The following is an 18,015-nucleotide window of genomic DNA, read 5'->3' as shown; positions in this document are numbered from 1 at the left end:
GGCTTACTTAGACAACTGGCGCATGCATTGTTCCAGCCCCTGCACGGTCAGCGGGTACATCTTGCCGCCCATCAGCTGGTGGATGATGTCAATGCTCTGGCGGTACTGCCACACGCCTTGCGGCTCGGGGTTGATCCAGGCGTGCTGGGCAAAGGCCTCGGTCAGGCGCTGCAACCAGACCGCGCCGGGCTCTTCGTTCATGTATTCCACGCTGCCGCCGGGCTGCAAAATTTCGTAGGGGCTCATGGTGGCATCGCCCACAAAAATCAGTTTGTAGTCTTGGTTGTACTTGCGGATGATGTCCCAGGTGTCAAATTTTTCGGCAAAGCGGCGGTGGTTGTTCTTCCAGACAAAGTCGTACACGCAGTTGTGGAAGTAATAAAACTCCAGGTGCTTGAACTCGGCTTTGGCGGCCGAGAACAACTCTTCCACACGCTGGATGTGGTCGTCCATGGTGCCGCCCACGTCCATCAGCAGCAGCACTTTCACGTTGTTGTGCCGCTCGGGCACCATCTTGATGTCCAGCCAGCCGGCGTTGGCCGCCGTGCTGCGGATGGTGTCGGGCAAATCCAGCTCCAGCTCGCCACCCTGGCGGGCAAATTTGCGCAGGCGGCGCAGCGCCACCTTGATGTTGCGTGTGCCCAGCTCCTGCGTATCGTCGTAATCGCGGTAGGCGCGTTGCTCCCACACCTTCACCGCGCTGCGGTTTTTGCCCGCCCCGCCAATGCGGATGCCCGCCGGGTTGTAGCCGCCGTGCCCAAACGGGCTGGTGCCGCCGGTGCCAATCCATTTGTTGCCGCCCTGGTGGCGCTCTTTTTGCTCTTCGAGGCGTTTTTTCAGCGTCTCCATCAGCTCGTCCCAGCCCATGGCCTCGATGGCGGCTTTTTCTTCCGGGGACAGTTCCCGCTCCAGCAGCTTGCGCAGCCAGTCTTGCGGGATTTCTTGCGTCAGGTCGGTCAGCATCTCCACGCCCTTGAAGTACGCCGCAAAGGCGCGGTCGAACTTGTCGAAGTGCTTTTCGTCCTTCACCAAAATGGTGCGGGCCAGGTAGTAAAAATCGTCCAGGCTCCAGCCGTCCCCGCCCAGCTCGGATTTGGGGCCGACCACGCCCACCTGCAGGGCTTCGAGCAGGGCCAAAAATTCTTTGACCGAAACCGGCAGCTTGGCCGCCCGCAAGGTGTAGAAAAAATCAATCAGCATGAAAATTCCCTAACAAAAGGGCCACTGCGATACAGGGGACTACCCTGGCAAGGCCAACATGTTTTCGATGAGGCGAATCATCACCTCTTTGCTGCTGGGGGCAGACTCGGCCACCAAGAGCGCCAGCGCCGCCAAGCCCACATCGTTGATAACGGGTTCACCATTGCGAATCAATCGCCCATTACGCGCCAAAAAATCCACAAACAAAAACGCGCCACTGCGCTTGTTGCCGTCCGCAAAAGGATGGTTTTTGATGACGAAATACAGCAGGTGCGCGGCTTTGGCCTCGATCGTGGAATAGGCTGACTCGCCGAAAACCGTTTGCTCCAAATTGCCCAAGAGTGCCGCAAAACCATCGCTGCGCTCGCGGCCAAACAACTCGGTGGCCTCGCCCTTGGCGATTAGCTCGGCCTTCAATGTGGCGATGGCCGCGCGTGCCCCATCCAGTGTGGGCAGCTCGCCACCCGCACTGCCCGCCGGCGTACTCAGCAGCCCTTCGTCATAGCGTTGCAGCCACAAAAACGTCTGCGTGTAACGGGCGATCACATCCACCAGCCCCCGGCCTTGGTCGGTGGTCAGCGCCTCGCCCGCTGCCGCCTTGCGCACCAATGCCAGCGTGGCCTCCAGCTCGGCTGCGTTTTGCTCGAAACGCTGGCGGTTAAGGGTAAAGCCTTGAGTCAAGTGCTGGCGCAGCACGCTGGTTGCCCACTGACGAAAACGTGTTGCTTGCGCAGAACTGATGCGATAACCCACCGAGATGATGGCATCCAGGTTGTAGTGCCTGACCTGGCGCTGCACCTGCCGTTTGCCCTCTTGGCGAACTACCGAGAAATCCTCGGTAGTTGCCGCCTCCTGCAATTCCTGCTCCTTGTAGATGTTCTTCAAGTGCAGGCTGATGTTGTCGCTGGAGGTGCCGAACAGCTCCGCCATCTGTGCTTGCGACAGCCAAACGGTCTCGCCTTCCAGCCGCACCTGCACCTGCCCGTTGGCGAAGTCGAAAATAACGAGTTGGTTTTGTAAGCTCATAGCCAACACTTCTTGACAAAGGCTTCGGCACCAGGTGTGCGCAGGGTGTGAATAAATTTAAACAAAATAAGCCTTTAGCGCTTATGTAGCAAGCGGATGCAGCTCTAAAAGATGAAGCAAATGGGCACGCACTTCGGGCCATTCGCCCTGGTGCAGGCTGTACATCACCGTATCGCGAATCGTGCCATCGCGGCGCAGCGCGTGGCCGCGAATGACACCGTCTTTTTTGGCCCCCAGGCGTTCAATCGCCCGCTGGCTGGCGTGGTTGAAATTGTCCGTGCGCCAGCCCACCACGTTGCAGCCCAGCGCCTCGAAAGCATGCGCCAGCAGCAACAGCTTGCAGGTGGTATTGACGTGGCTGCGCTGCACGCTGCGGGCGTACCAGGTGTAGCCGATTTCCACGCGGCGCACGGCGGACAAAATGTCGTGGTAGCTGCTGGTGCCCAGCACGCGGCCCTTTGCCTCGTCGATGACGGCAAAGGCAAAGCGGCTGCCCTCTTGGCGCATGTGCAGCGCCGTCTCGATATAGGCGCGGGTGTTCTCGGGCTCGGGCACGCTGGTCACGCGCAGCTTCCACAGCTGCCCATCAGCGGCGGCGGCACGCAGGCCGTCCTCATGTTCCAACGCCAACGGCTCCAGGCGTACGCCATGGCGGCTCAGGACGACAGGCTGCACAAAAGCCATAGCAAATCCCCTTGTTTGGTTTGCGATGAAATAAAATAAATCATTTAAATCAATAACTTGTTGAAATTTATTGGATTCACTTTAGTTTGCACTGAAATGGTTTAGGCCCATATCGGGATGTACCTTGCATAGCGCCGGGAATCTGGCGCATTGGGGTCGTTTTTGACCAGCCTCTGCTCCATGGTTGCGGTGATGATCTGCGATACGGTGTTGCTGCTGCCCTCGGACAGGCCGAAGCGCTCGCGCAGCGATTGGTTGGTCATCTGCTTGCGCAGCACGTACTGCAGCACGCAGTGCTGGTAACAAGCCCGTACGCGGTCGCTTCCGTTCATCTCCCGAAACGCCCGTGGCCCATAAATGACCACGGTCGTGCGCTTGTGCCCAGTCAAAAACTCCGGCGCTGGTAACTGCATCAGTTCGGCGGACTCAATCACCCGATCAATGCCACTGCTTTTTTCCTCGCAGATTCCGAACCGACGCATCAAATCGGCAAGGCGTTCGTTGCGGGACTGATAGCCATCAATAAACCGCTCTACCGGAACGATGGGCTCACCCGGGTTAGAAATTTCCACACGATTGCTGAACACTTCGACGGTCGGCGATACGCCTCCCATCTCGAAGTCCTGATGGATCAGCGCGTTGGCCAGCAGCTCGCGAATCACCACCTCGGGCACCAGTTTGATCTCCTTGCGAATCGCGCCTTCGATCACCTCGTTTTGCGGCAGCTTGCCCATGACGTACTGCACCAGGCCCGTAAAGCCCACGGCATAGCCCTTTTCGCCCGTCAGATCAGAAAGCGTCTGCAGCTTGGACTCGCCCGCATAAACGATCACCCGCGCTGCTTTGCGGCCAATGCGGGGAAAACTGCGCAGATTCTTGGCCAGCAAGATCGCACCGATATTCAAGATGTGAAAGCCCGTTGCGCTGCGCGTGATCAGGCGTTCATCCAGCAACCGGGAGAGCACGCCTGCCTGATCGGTGGGATAGGGAAGATGCAGCAGGTCAAAAAAGGCTTGCGTGTCCAGCAACTGCACCACGTCTTGCGCTGACACATCTTGGAGTGCCGCAAACTCCAGCCAATCGGGCTGTCCTTCGGCAAAAATGCGGCGCAGCTGGTCTTCGCTCATTGGCACCAGTTCTTCACCGGAACGCATCAGATAGGCACCGTCGTAGTGGTAAGCCGTTCCTTTGGGTCGCCCTGGGATGATGCAAACCACTACTCGCCCATCAGGGTGTGCGACTGCTTCGACATCCACACGAAAGCCCAGCCGCTGGAACAGCTTTTCAGCCGTATCCTGCGTATCTGCAAAAGCGGCACTGCCCACAACAGGGCGCGGCAGCTTGTCGGCAACACCCAACACCAAGTGCCCACCGCCTTCATTGGCGATGGCTACGCAATAACGGCACAGTTTTGTCGTGTCGTATTGCTGCTTGGCTTCCTTGAATTCCAAATTTTGGGTTTCTGATGCGCTGCTGCGCCAAAGATCAATCTGATCGGCGGTGATGCTCATAGACGGCGTTTCTTGAGAAAGGCATCCATCACTGCATTAGCGGTTGCGCTGGTTCATGAACACCAGTTTTTCAAACAGCGAAATATCCTGCTCGTTCTTGAGCAGCGCCCCCACCAGCGGCGGCACGCTGATTTTGTTGTCGCCGCTGTGCAGTGCCTCGGCCGGGATTTCTTCGGCCAGCAGCAGTTTGAGCCAGTCGATCAGCTCGCTGGTCGAGGGCTTTTTCTTCAGCCCCGGCAGCTTGCGGATTTCGTAGAACACTTGCATCGCGGCGCTGAGCAGTTCGCCCTTGAGGCCAGGAAAGTGCACATCCACGATCTGGCGCATGGTGTCCGCCTCGGGGAACTTGATGTAGTGGAAAAAGCAGCGGCGCAAAAACGCATCCGGTAATTCTTTTTCATTGTTCGAGGTGATGAACACCAGCGGCCGGTGCTTGGCGCGGATGAGCTGGCGCGTTTCGTAGCAATAAAACTCCATGCGATCCAGCTCGCGCAGCAGGTCGTTGGGAAACTCGATGTCCGCCTTGTCGATTTCGTCGATGAGCAGCGCCACCGGCTGCTCGGAGGTGAACGCCTGCCACAGCACGCCTTGCACGATGTAGTTCTCGATCTCCTGGGCGCGGGCATCGCCCAGTTGGCTGTCGCGCAGGCGGTTTACCGCGTCGTATTCGTACAGCCCCTGCTGGGCCTTGGTGGTGGATTTGATGTGCCACTGCAAGAGTGGCAGGCCCAGCGCCTGGGCGGCCTCTTCGGCCAGCATGGTTTTGCCGGTGCCCGGTTCGCCCTTGACCAGCAAGGGGCGCTGCAACTGGATGGCGGCATTGACGGCCAGCATCAGATCGGGGGTGGCGACGTAATTCTCAGAACCTTGGAATTTCATAGTGCAAAAAGTCAAGAAAGGTGAAAAAACGCAATCGTCTCAATCTCGCGTGGCGCGGCGTTGCACGGCAGCGACATAGGTCGCGCCATCGGGCGGCAGGCCGCTGCGCTGGCTGTCGGCCAGCATCTGGCCCAGGCACTCCATCGCTGCGTGGTGGGCATCGTGCAGGCCACCATCGAGCCGCTTGGAAAGCAGCTCCACCGCCTGGCGAATACCGCGCGGCTGGTCGATGCTGCACTGCTCGCTGATGGACAGGTGCATGGACAGGTGCAAAAACGGATTGGTGCGCTCGGGCGTGAGGTCGTAGTTGCGGGCAATCGCCGCCTCGGCATCGGCCAGATCGGCAAAGTATTCGGGGTGCTCTTCAATCCACAGGCTGGCCAGCGTTTCGATGGCTTCCATCGGGGCCTGGGTGAGCATTTTGGAGCGCACGCCGCAGAAGAAGCGGCGCACATCGGCTTGGGAAGGTTGGAACATAGTTCGTCAGCGTAGCATGCAAAGCATCCTGACCGGGCCAAGGAGCTGCTTCTACGTGCCCCACAAACTCGACAGTGGCGCTGCCCAGATTCCGTTCCCCAGGGGCATCGTCTCGGTGCCGTCATACAGCAGCACGCCCATTTTTAATTGGCTGCCCGCCAGGCTGGCCAGCTTCTTCAGTCCGCGAAGATCGCCCTCTCTGACGGAGGCTGCCGCTTTCACCTCCACACCGACCAGTTGCCCGGCTGCATTCTCGAGCACGACATCGACCTCGAACTTGTCCGCGTCCCGGTAGTACATCAGGCGGTAGTCGCCATCCGCTGTGGTCGTGTGCTTGAGCAGCTCACCAAAGACAAACGTCTCCAGCACGTTGCCAAACCGCGTGCGGTCTTGCTGCACTTCTTCCATGTTCACATCCAGCAGCGCCGCCAACAGACCGGAGTCGATGAACTGCAATTTGGATGTCTTCACCACGCGGTTCAGGCGGTTGCGTGCCCAGACATCGATCCGCTTGAGCAGGTACATCTGCTCGAATACGCCAACGTAGCGTGCAGCGGTCTTACCATCCAGGCCGACCTGACCGCCAAGCTGGGTGTAATTGCACATCTGGCCTGCTGTCTGCGCCAAGGCGCGCAGAAATCGCGGCAACTGATCGAGCTTCTCGATGCCCGCCACCTCCCGCACATCCCGTTGAATGATTGCGTCGATGTACTGCCGCGCCCACGCGATACGCCGCCTGGCCGAGGGGCGCGCAATGGCTTCGGGGTAGCCGCCCCGCAGCACACGTTCGACCAGATCATTGCCCAGTGCGGGCTGATCCACCTTCAGTATTCGACCTGCGAAGGCGCTATCGATCCAGTTCGCCGCATGCGCTTCGATTTCGCTCTGCGCCAGAGGCAGCAACGACAGCGTTTCCATCCGCCCCGCCAGTGAGTCGGCCACCGTGGGCAGCGCCATCAAATTGGCGGAACCGGTCAGCAGAAAGCGGCCAGGGCGGCGGTCTTCGTCCACACTCTTTTTAATGGCCAGCAGCAGCTCAGGCGCACGTTGGATTTCATCCAGCACGGCGCGATCTAGGCTGCGCACCATCCCGACCGGGTCCTCCCGTGCCGACAGCAATGTCAGCCCATCGTCCATGGTCAGGTAGCGCAATCCTTGTTGTTCTGCAATTTGCCGCACCAGCGTTGTCTTGCCCGCTTGGCGCGGGCCAGCCAGCAACACCACGGGCGTGTCCAGCAGTGCTTCAGCAATGCGCGGTTCGATCCGGCGGGGGAAAAGGGATGCCATGTTCATGCAGAAATGGTATCGTAAATCTCGGAATTTAGCGCCGTAAATCTCGGAATGTAGTTCCGTAAATCTCGGAATTGATCAACGTAAATTCCGCAGAATTTAGGCCTGCTTTCTGCCCGCCTTCCCTTTGGTCTTCTCTTTACCTTTGCCCTTCACCGCAGGCAGCAAGCTGGTCAAGTGCTGGTAGCGCTCAAACAAAAACGCCACGCGCTCGGCATCGTTTTTCCAGGTTTTTTTGCCACCTACCAGGGCATACGCGGCATCGACTGCCGCGTCGAGCTTTTGGTGTGCCTTGAGCAGCGCGGGCGGCATGGTCAGCGGGTCGTACAGGTCGGCCAAGCTGCTGCCGGGGAACTGGGCGCGGGCATCGAGCACGGCTTGCGCGGCTTTTTCTATAGCTGTTTGCGCTTTATGGGTGGGCGTTTGAGGCTGATTTGGCTCTAATTTTTCCGGGAGATCGGGCCAGGGGAAGTTGTTGTAAACAATTTGTGCAGAGTATTGGTAATCACTTTTCATTCGTCCAGCAACAGCACGCATCCAGGCCATGTGCATCTTGGATTGCAAAACCCCCATTTCGTAATGCCCGCTATCGCTAATGGTCAATGCACTACCGTTGGCAATGACCTCGGACGGCATGAAACCGATGGGCATATAGGGTCGGTTTTCTGAAGATACTTTCGGGAGTAATAGGTAGCTTTTCAAAGGCTGTCGATCTTCCCCAAACAATGAAGGAGTCGCAGCCAAGTTCCGCGTAGCTTCCCGATTACTGCTTGCGCGGAATTTTCTAACAGCCTCTATTCGATGGCGTAATTCGTTTGATGAACGCATGAGTGATGGAGAGATGTCTTTCAGCCACAGACACCATCGTTCAGCGTTATTGAGAAACTCTTGTGCTCCCATGTAACGACGAATGTAAGGAGCAGTGGCTGGCTCGGCTGCGATGAGAGCGTTTCGTTGTTCTTTATCTAGAAGTAAATGCCCATCATCATTGGCCATGCTTCCATAGCTGATCGTGGGAACAAGGCAGATAGGCTGATTCCGCTTTTCAAGCACCAAATCTGGCGCGTCCACCAAATAGGGGTTGATGTTGCTGACGGGCACCGCCAGCGCCTCGCCCTTGATATCCGCATATTCAAAAATCGTCTTTTCCGCCACGTCCTGCAGGCCAAAACCCACAATCACGCAATGCACAGCGGCCTTGCCCTTGGCCTCGTTTGTCCATGAAAACGTGCGGTGGGCAAAGTGAATATGGACACCTTGCGCCAGCATCCAGCCCCACAGCACGCCCACTTGCTCCCCCTGGGTAATGCTGTTGGTCGAGACAAACGCCACCCGCAGGGGCGTGGCAGGCACAGGTTGGGCCGATTTGGGGGCCGCAGGCACCGTATGAGGCCCGGCCTGTGCCTGCCATGCCCCGGCCCCCTGCATATAGCGCGTAGCTTTCACATACCAGGCTGCGACAAAATCCAACACGCCAAAGCCTTTGATGTGGCCCATGACGCACTCGAAATCGGCTTTTTGTGCAGCGCTTTGTTCTTTTTTGCCCAGGAACGGCGGATTGCCCAGCACATAGCTGCAGCGCTGGGCGGGCAGCACCTCCTCCCAATCCAGCGTCAGCGCATTGCTGTGGACGATGTGCGGGCTGTTTTTCAAGGGAATGCGGGCAAAGTACAGGCCAAACTCTTCGCTCACACGCAAGTTCATCTGGTGATCGACCAGCCACAGGGCCACCTGGGCGATTTGCGCCGGGAACTCTTCAATCTCGATGCCGTAAAACTGATCGACGTTCAGGCTGATGAGCTGGTGGACATCCAGCGCTTGCTGGCCGCCTTGCCCTGAAAGTTTGTGGCTGGCCCGCAGCACCTCCAGCTCCAGCAGGCGCAGTTCGCGGTAGCTCATCACCAGGAAGTTGCCACAGCCGCAGGCTGGGTCAAAAAACGTCAGGTGGCGCAGCTTTTTATGAAAGTCGAACAGGCGGTTTTTGTTGTTTTTGACTTTGTGAAACTCGGCCCACAGCGCATCCAGAAACAGCGGGCGGATGAGCTTGAGGATGTTTTCCTCACTGGTGTAATGCGCCCCCAGATTGCGCCGGGCCTTCTCGTCCATGATGCTTTGGAACAGGCTGCCGAAGATGGCGGGCGAAATTGCCGACCAGTCCAGCGCACAGGCATCGAGCAGGGCGGTGCGCATGGTGGCGTTGAAGTCGGCCAGGGGCAGGGGCTCTTCAAACAGCTTGCCGTTGATGTAGGGAAAGGCGGCCAGTTGCTCATCGAGGTTTTTGCTGCGTTTGTCCTCGGGGGTGTTGAGCACTTGAAACAGCTGGGCCAGGCGCGGGCCCAGGTCGCTGCCGTCTTCGCTGGTGCGCTCTTCAATGAATTGGCGCAGCGCTTGCGCGGGCTGGAAGATGCCGGTGTCGTCCGCAAACAAGCAAAACAGCAGGCGCACTAGCAGCACTTGCAGCGGGTGGCCGTCGTAGCCGCTGGCGTGCAGGGCATCGTGCAGGCGGCCCATGCGCTCGGCAGCACGAATGTTTACCGGGTCTTGCGCCTGGATGGTTTGCACCTTGTACCCGGCGATAAAGCCAAACAGGCGCACGTGCTGGTGCAGGTCGGCCAGGGCAAATTCGGTGACCTGCCCACTGGCCAGGTCGTGTACGCGAAAGCGGGCAAAGTCGCACACAACGATGAGCTGGGGCAAGTCGCGCTCGGCAATGCCGGGGAAGTAGCCCAGGGCCTGGTCAAACGCCGCATCAAGGTTTTTGCCGCGCGACTTTTGCTCGACCAGCAACATGCCGGGCCAGAACAAATCGACAAAGCCTTGGCCGCCGCCGTGCTTCTTCACGTTGTGCTCGAAGCTGGCCACGCGCTTGTTGGTGATGCCGAAGATTTCAAAAAAGTCGATCCAAAAGGGTTTGGCCTGCGCATCTTCATTGGCGGCATCGGCCCAAGTGCGGGAAAAGGCCAGGGCGCGGGATTTGATTTCGTTCCAAGACAGGGGCATGGGGCAGCAAGCAAAGACAAAACGGCTAATGTAGCCAAAAGGCTGGGGCGCGCTTTGCCTTAGTCGGCTGGGTCAGTGCGATCAGCTTGATCGGTGCCCGCAAACACCAACATGGCCTGCAAGCCGCTGCTGCGCCCGGGCACCGGGCTGGTCAGGGTGAAGCATGGCTCCATGCTGGCGGGCAATGCTGCCCACGATGGACAGGCCCAGCCCGTTGCCCAGGTGCGCGGCGTCGGCCCGCACTACCAGCGCCCGCTGGATGCCATGGCGGCGTGCCGCGCCAGCTAAGCGCAGTGTTTATAAAAAACGGGCCAACCACCCGTTGGCCAGCACCACGCACACCCCGGTGCCGACAAACAGGCTAAGAACGTGTTCATGGTCTCGAATGAAGGTGTGGGGGATGCGGTTCGGGATGGGTTGCGAGGCGCAAACCACAGCAATAGCTTGGCTATTGCGAGGATTTGCAACGACGCAGACCGCCCGAAGCCGCGCCCACACACCCATGAGGAGATCGTGAACACGTTCTAAGGAACAGATTGCCCCGCCACAAATGCACGGCCACCGTGGCGGCGATGCCCGCCAGTTTGGCGCTGGCCAGGGAGGTGTCGTGCAGGTCAATCATGCGCAGGCAATAGACCACCAGGATGGCGGTCACGCCCAGCGGCATCCAGGCGTTGAGGTGGGCCAGCAGGGGCGAATCCTTGATGGCCTCGCGAATGGCAAAAGGCAGCGCCCGCAGGGCAAAGGTGATGACGGCGGCACAGCCAATGGCCAGTGCAATATAAGGAGCATTCAGCGCCATGTTTTAAGCCTTTTTATCGTTATTTTTATTGAATATCCTTTGTTTTAATGCGTGGCGTGCTAGGCAAAAGATAAGAAAAGCCCCCATTGCCACCAGCAGCATGGCATCACCGGCCAGCACAGCGGCGGTGCCACCGGCCCCCAGGGCGGCCAGGGCAATGGTTTTATCGGGCCGGGTGCGGTAGGCATCTATGGCCAGCACGATGAACAAGGCGGTTAAAACAAAATCCAGCCCGGCCACATCCTGCAGCCACGTTGCCCCAGCCCAGGCCCCGGCAACCGAGCCCGATACCCACGACAGGTTCAGCCCCGCTTGAATCCACACAATCTGGCGGCTGGTCTGCGCCGATGTGGGCAGGTTGGCAATCAGCACGTAGGCCTCATCCGTCAGCGCGTACATGCTGTACAGCTTGCGCCACCCGCTGCGTACTCGTTGCAGTGGAAATGAGAGTCCGTAAAAAATATGCCGCGCGTTCACCAGCAGCGTGGTCAAGGCAATGGCCGACAGCGGGGCTGCGGTGGTGATCATGCCCACCAGCAAAAACTCCACCGACCCGGCATACACCGCCCCTGAAAGAATCGGTGCCAGCCACCACGGCAAGCCGTTGCTGGTGACCAGCACCCCCAGGCCCAGCCCCAGCGCAAACATGCCCAACCACACTGGGCCGGTGCGGTGAACCGCCAGCCGCAGGCCGCGCTGGGCCGATTGGAGGGTGGGGGAGGAAAGGGGGGGAAGAAAACGGGACATGCGGGAGCGAATCAAAACGTACAAATTTAAAAAATAGAACAGGCTGGGGGTATTGGGAGCATTTTTATGCCGCTGGCGCAGAGCGCCCTATGCGCCACCGCTGGATGGCTTTTTCTAGCTCGGCGATGGCAAATACCGAGGCCCCAGCCAGCACCACGCGCAGCCATTCGGCGGCGCTGAGGTTGGTCGAGCCAAATACCGCTTGCAGCCAAGGGGTGTACACAAAGGCCAGTTGCAGCACGGCGCACAGGGCGATGGTGGCAGGGATTTTGGGGTTGCCCAGCAGGCCTTCGCGGGTGAGCACACTGTGCAGCACGTGGCGGCTGTTGTAGAGGTAGAACATTTCGGCCAGCACCACGGTGCTGACGGCCATGGTGCGGGCGGTTTCGAGGCTGGAGCCGTGGCCCAGCTCCCACAAAAACAGGCCCAGCGCGGCGCAGGCCATGAGCACCGAGACCATCACCACACGCCAGATGAACAGGCCCGACAGCAGCGATTGCCGTGGGTTGCGCGGGCGGCGGCGCATGACATCGCCCTCGGTCGGCTCAAAGGCCAGGGCCACGCCCAGGGTGCTGGAGGTGACCAGGTTGATCCACAGCACCTGCGCCGGGGTGAGCGGCAGCACCAGGCCAAAGGCGATGGCGCTGAAGACGATCAGCGACTCGCCGCCGTTGGTGGGCAGCATGAACAGGATGAACTTGCGCACGTTGTCGTAAATGCCCCGGCCCTCGCGCACGGCGTGGCCCAGGGTGGCGAAGTTGTCGTCGGCCAGCACCATGGCGGCGGCATCTTTGGCCGCTTCGGTGCCGTTTTTGCCCATGGCCACGCCCACGTCGGCGCGTTTCAGGGCCGGGGCATCGTTTACGCCGTCGCCGGTCATGGCGACCACTTCGCCGTTGGCTTGCAGGGCTTGCACCAGGCGCAGCTTGTGCTCGGGGCTGGCGCGGGCAAAGACATCGACATCGGTCACCACGTGGCGCAAGGCGGCATCGTCCAGCAGTTCGATTTCGGCCCCTGTCAGCGCCGGTTTGCCCAGGCCAATGCCCAGCTGGGCACCAATGGCGCGGGCGGTTTCGCCGTGGTCGCCGGTGATCATCTTCACGCGAATGCCCGCTGCGTGGCATTCGGCCACGGCCGCCATGGCTTCGGGGCGGGGTGGGTCCATACTGCCCAGCAGGCCAAGCAGGGTGAAGCCGCCTTGCATGTCAGAAAACTGCAGCGTTTGCTGCTGCGCAGGCACGGTTTTGACGGCAATGGCCAGGACGCGCAGGGCGCGGGCGGCGCAGTCGTTGGCGGCGCGGCGCCAGTAGTCGGTGTCCAGCGGTGCGGCTGGGTGGTGCCGATCGTGCTGGGCGTGGCACATGTCCAGCACGCACTCGGGCGCACCCTTGACAAACACCAGGGCCTGGCCCGTGTGCTCGTGGTGCAGCGTGGCCATGAAGCGGTGTGCGGACTCAAACGGAATCGCATCGGTGCGGGGCAGGCGGGCGTGTTCGGCGGGCGCATCCAGCCCGGCTTTCAGGGCCAGGGTGAGCAGTGCGCCCTCGGTAGGGTCGCCGGTCAGCACCCAGCTGCCGTCGCTTTCATGCAGCGCCGCATCGTTGCACAGCAAGGCGGCGCGGGCGATGCCGGGCAGGGCGGGGTGGTCGTCCAGCGCCACATTGTGTGTTGCGCTGTGGCCGCTGCGGTGCAGCCCGCCTTCGGGGCGGTAGCCGCTGCCGCTGACTTCGTACACCTGGTTGGCCGTGACCACGCGCTGCACCGTCATTTCGTTGCAGGTGAGGGTGCCGGTTTTGTCCGAGCAGATGACGGTGACCGAGCCCAGCGTCTCCACCGCCGAGAGCTGGCGAATGATGGCCTTGTGCTGCGCCATGCGCCGCACGCCCAGCGCCAGGGTGATGGTCATCAGGGCGGGCAGCCCCTCGGGGATGGCCGAGGCGGCCAGGGCCACGGCCATCATGAACATCTCGGCCAGGGGCTGGCCGCGCCACAGCACGCCAATGGCGAAGGTGAGCACAACAAAGCCGACGATGACCAGCGCCAGCCAGTGGCTAAAGCGGGCCATTTGGCGCAGCAGCGGCGTGGTGGTGGACTGCACCGTGGCCAGCAGGGCGCTGATGCGGCCCAGCTCCGTGGTGCTGCCCGTGGCCACGACCAGCCCCGTGGCCGTGCCCGAGGCCACCAGCGTGCCCGAGTACAGCATGCCGTGCCGGTCGCCCAGGGGGGCATCCTCGGCCACCGCGCCCGCGTGCTTGTCGCAGGGCAGGGATTCGCCGGTCAGCACCGCCTCATTGGCCCGCAGGCCCTTGGCGTGCAGGATGCGCAGATCGGCGGGCACCTTGTCGCCCGAGGCCAGCAGCACCACATCGCCCGGCACCAGGGTTTGGGCATCCACCACCGCCCGCACGCCGCCGCGCAGCACCGTGGCCTGCAGCGACAGCATGCGCCGGATGGCATCGAGCGAGGACTCGGCCTTGCCTTCTTGCAAAAAGCCAATCAGCGCATTGATGAGCACCGCCCCCAGCAGCACGCCCGTGTCCAGCCAGTGCCCCAGCGCGGCGGTGACCACGGCGGCCACCAGCATCACGTAAATCAAGACGTTGTGAAATTGCAGCAGCAACCGCAGCCACACCGGGCGTTTGCCCTGCTGCGCCAGGCGATTGGGGCCGTGCGTGGCCAGGCGCTGGGCGGCCTCAGCGGGAGTGAGTCCGTGGGTGGCGTGGCTGCCTTGCCGCTGCACAGCGGTGGCGCTGTCCAGGCTGTGCCAGGCAGTTCCGGTGTTGGCCGTGGGGCGAGAAGGGGGGGCGGAGGGTGGCAGCGTACTCATGGCGATGGGGGATGCGTGGAGCATGTGCGTGGGGCATTCGATGGCGACGGCAGCCATCACTTTGTTCGGCACCTTGCGCAGCGGACGGGCCATTATCTGCCTGGGGGCCGCCCTAAAATTCAGCCTTTTCCAACAAGGTGGTGGGTGCGATGGAGTTTCATGCTTGGGTGGCTTTTTTAATGGCCAGTATTTTTATTACCCTGTCGCCCGGTTCGGGGGCCGTGCTGTCCATGAGCCATGGCCTGGCCTATGGCGTGCGCCAGACGACGGCAACCATCTTTGGGCTGCAGCTGGGCTTGATTCTTATCTTATTGATAGCGGGTGGCGGTGTTGGTGCGGTGCTTATCGCATCAGAACTTGCTTTTACCGTAGTCAAAGTGCTCGGGGCCTGCTATTTAATTTATCTGGGCTGGTGCCAGTGGCGCAGCGCGGGCAATGCGCTGGATGTGGCCCATCTGCAGGGCCAGGCGCACCTGCCTTGGCAGCGGCGGGTGTTGATGGGATTTTTGACCAATGCCACCAACCCCAAAGGCATCATCTTCATGGTGGCCGTGCTGCCGCAATTCATTAGCCACAGCCACCCGCTGTGGGTGCAATTGGTGGTGATGGCCGCCACCATGATCGGCGTGGATGTGGTGGGCATGCACGGCTACGCCCTGGGGGCCAGCGCCTTGCGCCGCTGGATGCGCAGCGCCAGCGCCCAGCGTGGGCAGAACCGGGTGTTTGGCGGCCTGCTGATGCTGATTGGGGCCGGGCTGTTTTTTGTGCGCCGCCAGCCCGGTTAAAGACCGGTTAAAGACCGGCTAAAGGCCGCTTGCTCCGCCAAAGCCGTTTTGCCGCCAGGCTTCAAAGACGGTGACGGCCACCGCGTTCGATAAATTCAAACTGCGCTGCCCAGGGCACATGGGCAGGCGCAGGCGCTGCGCCGGTGGGAAAAAGCCCTCGCGAATCTCGACCGGCAAGCCCTTGGTTTCGCACCCAAAGATGAAGCAATCGCCCGGCTGAAACTGCAGCGCAAAAGCATTGCCGCTGCCGTGCGTGGTCAGGGCAAACATGCGCTGGGGATGGGGCTGCTCGCTGGCCAAAAATGCCGACCAATCGGCATGGCGGCGCACGCGGGCGTACTCGTGGTAATCCAGCCCAGCGCGGCGCATGTGGCGGTCTTCCATGGAAAAGCCCAGCGGCTCAATCAGATGCAGATGGCAGCCCGTATTGGCCGCCAGGCGGATGATGTTGCCCGTATTGGGCGGAATTTCGGGGTGAACCAGCACGATATGAAACATGGGGGGCGATTGTGCGCCTGTTCTTTACGGGTTTGGCACCGGCTCAACTGTTTGGCGTGCGCGCCACGGCCACAACCGCTACTTCTTGTACGCCCGCTGCTTGCAAAGCCAGGCACGCCGCCTGCAAGGTGGCCCCGGTGGTCAGCACATCATCGACCAGCAAAACGCGCTGGCCTTGCACGGCTGCTGGTGCGGGCACGTGAAACGCTTGGCGCAAATTGCGCTGCCGCTGCACCCGCGTCAGGCCGCGTTGGCTGGGGGCCTCTTGCTGGCGCTGCAAGGCCATGGGGTGGGATTTGGCCGGGGCCAGCAACGCGGTGAGTTGGGCCGCCTGGTTAAAACCGCGCTGGCGCAACCGCTGGCGCGACAGGGGGATGGGCACCAGCACATCGGCCTGGGCCACGGCGGCGGCAATGGCCGGGTCAGCGCCCAGCCAGTGGGCAATGGGCCGGGCCAGTGCGGGCTGCTGGTGCAGTTTCCAGCGCGTGAGCAGATTGGCCCAGGGGTAGGCGTAATCCACCCACACATGGCACGCCTGCCACGGCGGCGGTTGGCGCAGGCAGGCACCGCAGCGCGGGCCGCTGTACCCCTGGGGCAGGGCCAAGCCGCAGCCGGTGCAGCGCGGTGGGGCCGATGGGCCATGGGGCGCAAACGTGGCCCAACACGCCGCGCACAGCGGCCCGCCTTGGGCCCAGGTATGGCAGGCCAGGCATTGTTGGGGCAGGCGGGCAGATAGCCACAGGGCGGCGCTTGAAAGCATGGGGCCAATATACTGCGCGGCGCTTGAGCCTTGCCCTGACCATGTCTGACTTTCTTCCCCCCACCATCGACCCCATTGCCGCGCAACGCTGGCAGCAGGCGGCCCCCCCTGTGGCCCCCTGGCTGCACGAAGAAGTGGGGCGGCGCATGCAAGAGCGGCTGCAGTGGATGGCTGCGCCGCCCGCCGTCTGGTGCCATTGGCACGCCTTGCGCGGCGGGGTGCAGACCCACGATTTAATCGCCCAGCGCTACCCGCAAGCGCAGTGCTATGTGGTGGAAGAGACCGCCGCCGCCCAGCAAGCGGCCCAGGCCCGCTGGGCCAGCCCCTGGTGGCAGCCCTGGCGTGCGGGCAAGCTGCAGGTGGCCATGCCGCCGGAGTTGGGGGCCAACATGCTTTGGGCCAATATGCTGCTGCACACGCAGGCCAACCCTTTGGCGCTGCTGCGCCGCTGGCATGCGGCCGTGGCGGTGGATGGCTTTGTCATGTTCTCGTGCCTGGGGCCGCAGACGGTGCAGACCTTGCACCAGCTGTACGCCACCCTGGGCTGGCCCCCTGCAGGGCACAGCTTTACGGATATGCATGACTGGGGCGATATGCTGATCCAAACCGGCTTTGCCGAGCCGGTGATGGACATGGAAACCATCACCCTGAGCTTTGCCACCCCCGAGCGCCTGCTGCAAGAGCTGCGCGAGCTGGGGCGCAATCTGCACCCCCAGCGCTTTGCCGGCTTGCGGGGCCAACAATGGCGCGATCGGCTTTTGCACGCCGTGGACCAGCATTTGCGCCTGCCCGATGGGCAATTGGGAATCAGCTTTGAAATTGTGTATGGTCATGCCTTCAAGGCGGCACCACGCAGCGCCCGCCAATGGAAAAAAAATCGCGCCGATCTGCGTTAGTGCGCGAGGGAGTGAAAGAAAAAATGATGCACCGTCGCCAATGGGCCTTGAGCGCCGCCGCCATCGCCGGTTTGAGTTTGCTCGGTTGCGATAGCCAAAGCAGCCTGCCGGTTGAAGGCATGGATTTAACCGGGGCCGAGCATGGCAAAGACTTTGCGCTGTTCGATGCCCAAGGGCAGCAGCGCTCGGTCAAAGACTTTGCCGGCAGCGTTGTGGTGGTGTTTTTTGGCTATACCCAGTGCCCCGATGTCTGCCCGACCACGCTGCAAGAGCTGGTCGAAGCCAAAGCCCTGCTGGGCCCCCTGGGTGAGCGCTTGAAAGGCGTTTTCATCACCGTGGACCCTGAGCGCGATACGCCCGAAGTGTTGCAGGCCTACACCCAAGCCTTCTCCCCCGACTTTGTCGGGCTGAGCGGCACCCCCGACCAAATTGCCGAAGTGGCCCGCAGCTTTAAGGTGTTTTATAAAAAAGTGCCCGGCAGCACCCCCAACAGCTACACCATCGACCACTCTGCCGGCATGTACATGTACGACACCCAAGGCCAGCTGCGCGTGTACCACCGCTACGGCCAAGGGGCGCAGGCCCTGGCCACGGATGCCAAGCTGCTGTTGGGCTTGGCCGATAAATAAAAAA

The 18,015-nt window shown here is 61.3% G+C and carries 17 protein-coding genes; 4 read left to right on the top strand and 13 right to left on the bottom strand.

Translation table 11 applies throughout. The features are described 5' to 3' along the window. Positions 1–3 precede the first annotated feature (3 nt). The 8 genes from ACFO24_RS10565 to ACFO24_RS10530 form a co-directional block, all read right to left on the bottom strand. A complete protein-coding gene (locus tag ACFO24_RS10565) occupies positions 4–1,200 on the bottom strand; it encodes a vWA domain-containing protein (protein ID WP_377738307.1) in 1,197 nt (398 codons plus the stop codon). Between the two features lie 39 nt (positions 1,201–1,239). Next, positions 1,240–2,226 carry a RhuM family protein gene (rhuM, locus tag ACFO24_RS10560; RefSeq protein ID WP_377738306.1) on the bottom strand — a complete coding sequence of 329 codons (987 nt, stop codon included), beginning with the start codon at positions 2,224–2,226 and terminating at the stop codon, positions 1,240–1,242. Positions 2,227–2,307: 81 nt separating this feature from the next. Continuing rightward, positions 2,308–2,910: a GNAT family N-acetyltransferase gene (locus ACFO24_RS10555; RefSeq protein ID WP_377738304.1), complete on the bottom strand. Its 603-nt coding sequence runs from the start codon at positions 2,908–2,910 to the stop codon at positions 2,308–2,310. Positions 2,911–3,011: 101 nt separating this feature from the next. Continuing rightward, entirely contained in the window at positions 3,012–4,421 is a 1,410-nt protein-coding gene (locus ACFO24_RS10550; RefSeq protein ID WP_377738303.1) for an ATP-binding protein, read from the bottom strand. Between the two features lie 36 nt (positions 4,422–4,457). Next, positions 4,458–5,300 carry an AAA family ATPase gene (locus ACFO24_RS10545; RefSeq protein WP_377738302.1) on the bottom strand — a complete coding sequence of 281 codons (843 nt, stop codon included), beginning with the start codon at positions 5,298–5,300 and terminating at the stop codon, positions 4,458–4,460. Between the two features lie 39 nt (positions 5,301–5,339). Next, positions 5,340–5,777, bottom strand: a complete 438-nt coding sequence (locus ACFO24_RS10540) for a DUF1841 family protein (protein WP_207575322.1) — start codon at positions 5,775–5,777, stop codon at positions 5,340–5,342. Between the two features lie 51 nt (positions 5,778–5,828). After that, entirely contained in the window at positions 5,829–7,070 is a 1,242-nt protein-coding gene (locus ACFO24_RS10535; RefSeq protein WP_377738301.1) for an ATP-binding protein, read from the bottom strand. A gap of 96 nt (positions 7,071–7,166) precedes the next feature. After that, a complete protein-coding gene (locus ACFO24_RS10530) occupies positions 7,167–10,067 on the bottom strand; it encodes a class I SAM-dependent DNA methyltransferase (protein ID WP_377738300.1) in 2,901 nt (966 codons plus the stop codon). 93 nt (positions 10,068–10,160) lie between these two features. On the opposite strand from ACFO24_RS10530, the gene ACFO24_RS10525 reads away from it, so the two are divergent. Continuing rightward, entirely contained in the window at positions 10,161–10,355 is a 195-nt protein-coding gene (locus tag ACFO24_RS10525; RefSeq protein WP_377738299.1) for a hypothetical protein, read from the top strand. 160 nt (positions 10,356–10,515) lie between these two features. Here ACFO24_RS10525 and ACFO24_RS10520 read toward each other — a convergent pair whose 3' ends face one another. The 3 genes from ACFO24_RS10520 to ACFO24_RS10510 all read right to left on the bottom strand — a co-directional run bounded on the left by ACFO24_RS10520 (position 10,516) and on the right by ACFO24_RS10510 (position 14,443). Then, a complete protein-coding gene (locus ACFO24_RS10520; RefSeq protein WP_377738298.1) occupies positions 10,516–10,869 on the bottom strand; it encodes a branched-chain amino acid transporter permease in 354 nt (117 codons plus the stop codon). Positions 10,870–10,872: 3 nt separating this feature from the next. Next, on the bottom strand, positions 10,873–11,616 hold the full coding sequence (locus ACFO24_RS10515; protein WP_377738296.1) for an AzlC family ABC transporter permease: 744 nt from the start codon (positions 11,614–11,616) through the stop codon (positions 10,873–10,875). 64 nt (positions 11,617–11,680) lie between these two features. Next, positions 11,681–14,443, bottom strand: a complete 2,763-nt coding sequence (locus tag ACFO24_RS10510) for a cation-transporting P-type ATPase (RefSeq protein ID WP_377738385.1) — start codon at positions 14,441–14,443, stop codon at positions 11,681–11,683. 149 nt (positions 14,444–14,592) lie between these two features. On the opposite strand from ACFO24_RS10510, the gene ACFO24_RS10505 reads away from it, so the two are divergent. Then, positions 14,593–15,228 carry a LysE family transporter gene (locus ACFO24_RS10505; protein WP_207575330.1) on the top strand — a complete coding sequence of 212 codons (636 nt, stop codon included), beginning with the start codon at positions 14,593–14,595 and terminating at the stop codon, positions 15,226–15,228. A gap of 18 nt (positions 15,229–15,246) precedes the next feature. Here the strand turns inward: ACFO24_RS10505 and ACFO24_RS10500 are convergent, their stop codons facing one another. Together ACFO24_RS10500 and ACFO24_RS10495 are read right to left on the bottom strand one after the other, a co-directional pair. Beyond that, entirely contained in the window at positions 15,247–15,726 is a 480-nt protein-coding gene (locus ACFO24_RS10500; RefSeq protein WP_377738295.1) for a tRNA (cytidine(34)-2'-O)-methyltransferase, read from the bottom strand. A gap of 43 nt (positions 15,727–15,769) precedes the next feature. Then, positions 15,770–16,486, bottom strand: coding sequence for a ComF family protein (locus tag ACFO24_RS10495; protein WP_377738294.1), 717 nt, complete (start codon positions 16,484–16,486; stop codon positions 15,770–15,772). Positions 16,487–16,527: 41 nt separating this feature from the next. Here ACFO24_RS10495 and ACFO24_RS10490 point away from each other — a divergent pair, with 41 nt between their 5' ends. Further along, positions 16,528–17,382: a biotin synthase gene (locus ACFO24_RS10490; RefSeq protein ID WP_377738293.1), complete on the top strand. Its 855-nt coding sequence runs from the start codon at positions 16,528–16,530 to the stop codon at positions 17,380–17,382. 23 nt (positions 17,383–17,405) lie between these two features. Then, positions 17,406–18,011 carry an SCO family protein gene (locus tag ACFO24_RS10485; RefSeq protein WP_377738292.1) on the top strand — a complete coding sequence of 202 codons (606 nt, stop codon included), beginning with the start codon at positions 17,406–17,408 and terminating at the stop codon, positions 18,009–18,011. Positions 18,012–18,015 lie beyond the last annotated feature (4 nt).

The organism is Comamonas denitrificans (genome assembly GCF_042654745.1).
Lineage (GTDB): Bacteria > Pseudomonadota > Gammaproteobacteria > Burkholderiales > Burkholderiaceae_C > Comamonas > Comamonas denitrificans.
This window is presented reverse-complemented; position numbering and strand designations above follow the sequence as displayed.

Excerpts from the sequence above, each read along its gene's own strand:
- rhuM (WP_377738306.1), bottom strand. The coding sequence starts at position 2,226 with ATGAGCTTACAAAACCAACTCGTTATTTTCGACTTCGCCAACGGGCAG.
- ACFO24_RS10550 (WP_377738303.1), bottom strand. The coding sequence starts at position 4,421 with ATGAGCATCACCGCCGATCAGATTGATCTTTGGCGCAGCAGCGCATCA.
- ACFO24_RS10530 (WP_377738300.1), bottom strand. The coding sequence starts at position 10,067 with ATGCCCCTGTCTTGGAACGAAATCAAATCCCGCGCCCTGGCCTTTTCC.
- ACFO24_RS10565 (WP_377738307.1), bottom strand. The coding sequence starts at position 1,200 with ATGCTGATTGATTTTTTCTACACCTTGCGGGCGGCCAAGCTGCCGGTT.
- ACFO24_RS10545 (WP_377738302.1), bottom strand. The coding sequence starts at position 5,300 with ATGAAATTCCAAGGTTCTGAGAATTACGTCGCCACCCCCGATCTGATG.
- ACFO24_RS10485 (WP_377738292.1), top strand. The coding sequence starts at position 17,406 with ATGATGCACCGTCGCCAATGGGCCTTGAGCGCCGCCGCCATCGCCGGT.
- ACFO24_RS10490 (WP_377738293.1), top strand. The coding sequence starts at position 16,528 with ATGTCTGACTTTCTTCCCCCCACCATCGACCCCATTGCCGCGCAACGC.
- ACFO24_RS10515 (WP_377738296.1), bottom strand. The coding sequence starts at position 11,616 with ATGTCCCGTTTTCTTCCCCCCCTTTCCTCCCCCACCCTCCAATCGGCC.
- ACFO24_RS10495 (WP_377738294.1), bottom strand. The coding sequence starts at position 16,486 with ATGCTTTCAAGCGCCGCCCTGTGGCTATCTGCCCGCCTGCCCCAACAA.
- ACFO24_RS10510 (WP_377738385.1), bottom strand. The coding sequence starts at position 14,443 with ATGAGTACGCTGCCACCCTCCGCCCCCCCTTCTCGCCCCACGGCCAAC.
- ACFO24_RS10555 (WP_377738304.1), bottom strand. The coding sequence starts at position 2,910 with ATGGCTTTTGTGCAGCCTGTCGTCCTGAGCCGCCATGGCGTACGCCTG.
- ACFO24_RS10500 (WP_377738295.1), bottom strand. The coding sequence starts at position 15,726 with ATGTTTCATATCGTGCTGGTTCACCCCGAAATTCCGCCCAATACGGGC.
- ACFO24_RS10520 (WP_377738298.1), bottom strand. The coding sequence starts at position 10,869 with ATGGCGCTGAATGCTCCTTATATTGCACTGGCCATTGGCTGTGCCGCC.
- ACFO24_RS10505 (WP_207575330.1), top strand. The coding sequence starts at position 14,593 with ATGGAGTTTCATGCTTGGGTGGCTTTTTTAATGGCCAGTATTTTTATT.
- ACFO24_RS10540 (WP_207575322.1), bottom strand. The coding sequence starts at position 5,777 with ATGTTCCAACCTTCCCAAGCCGATGTGCGCCGCTTCTTCTGCGGCGTG.
- ACFO24_RS10535 (WP_377738301.1), bottom strand. The coding sequence starts at position 7,070 with ATGAACATGGCATCCCTTTTCCCCCGCCGGATCGAACCGCGCATTGCT.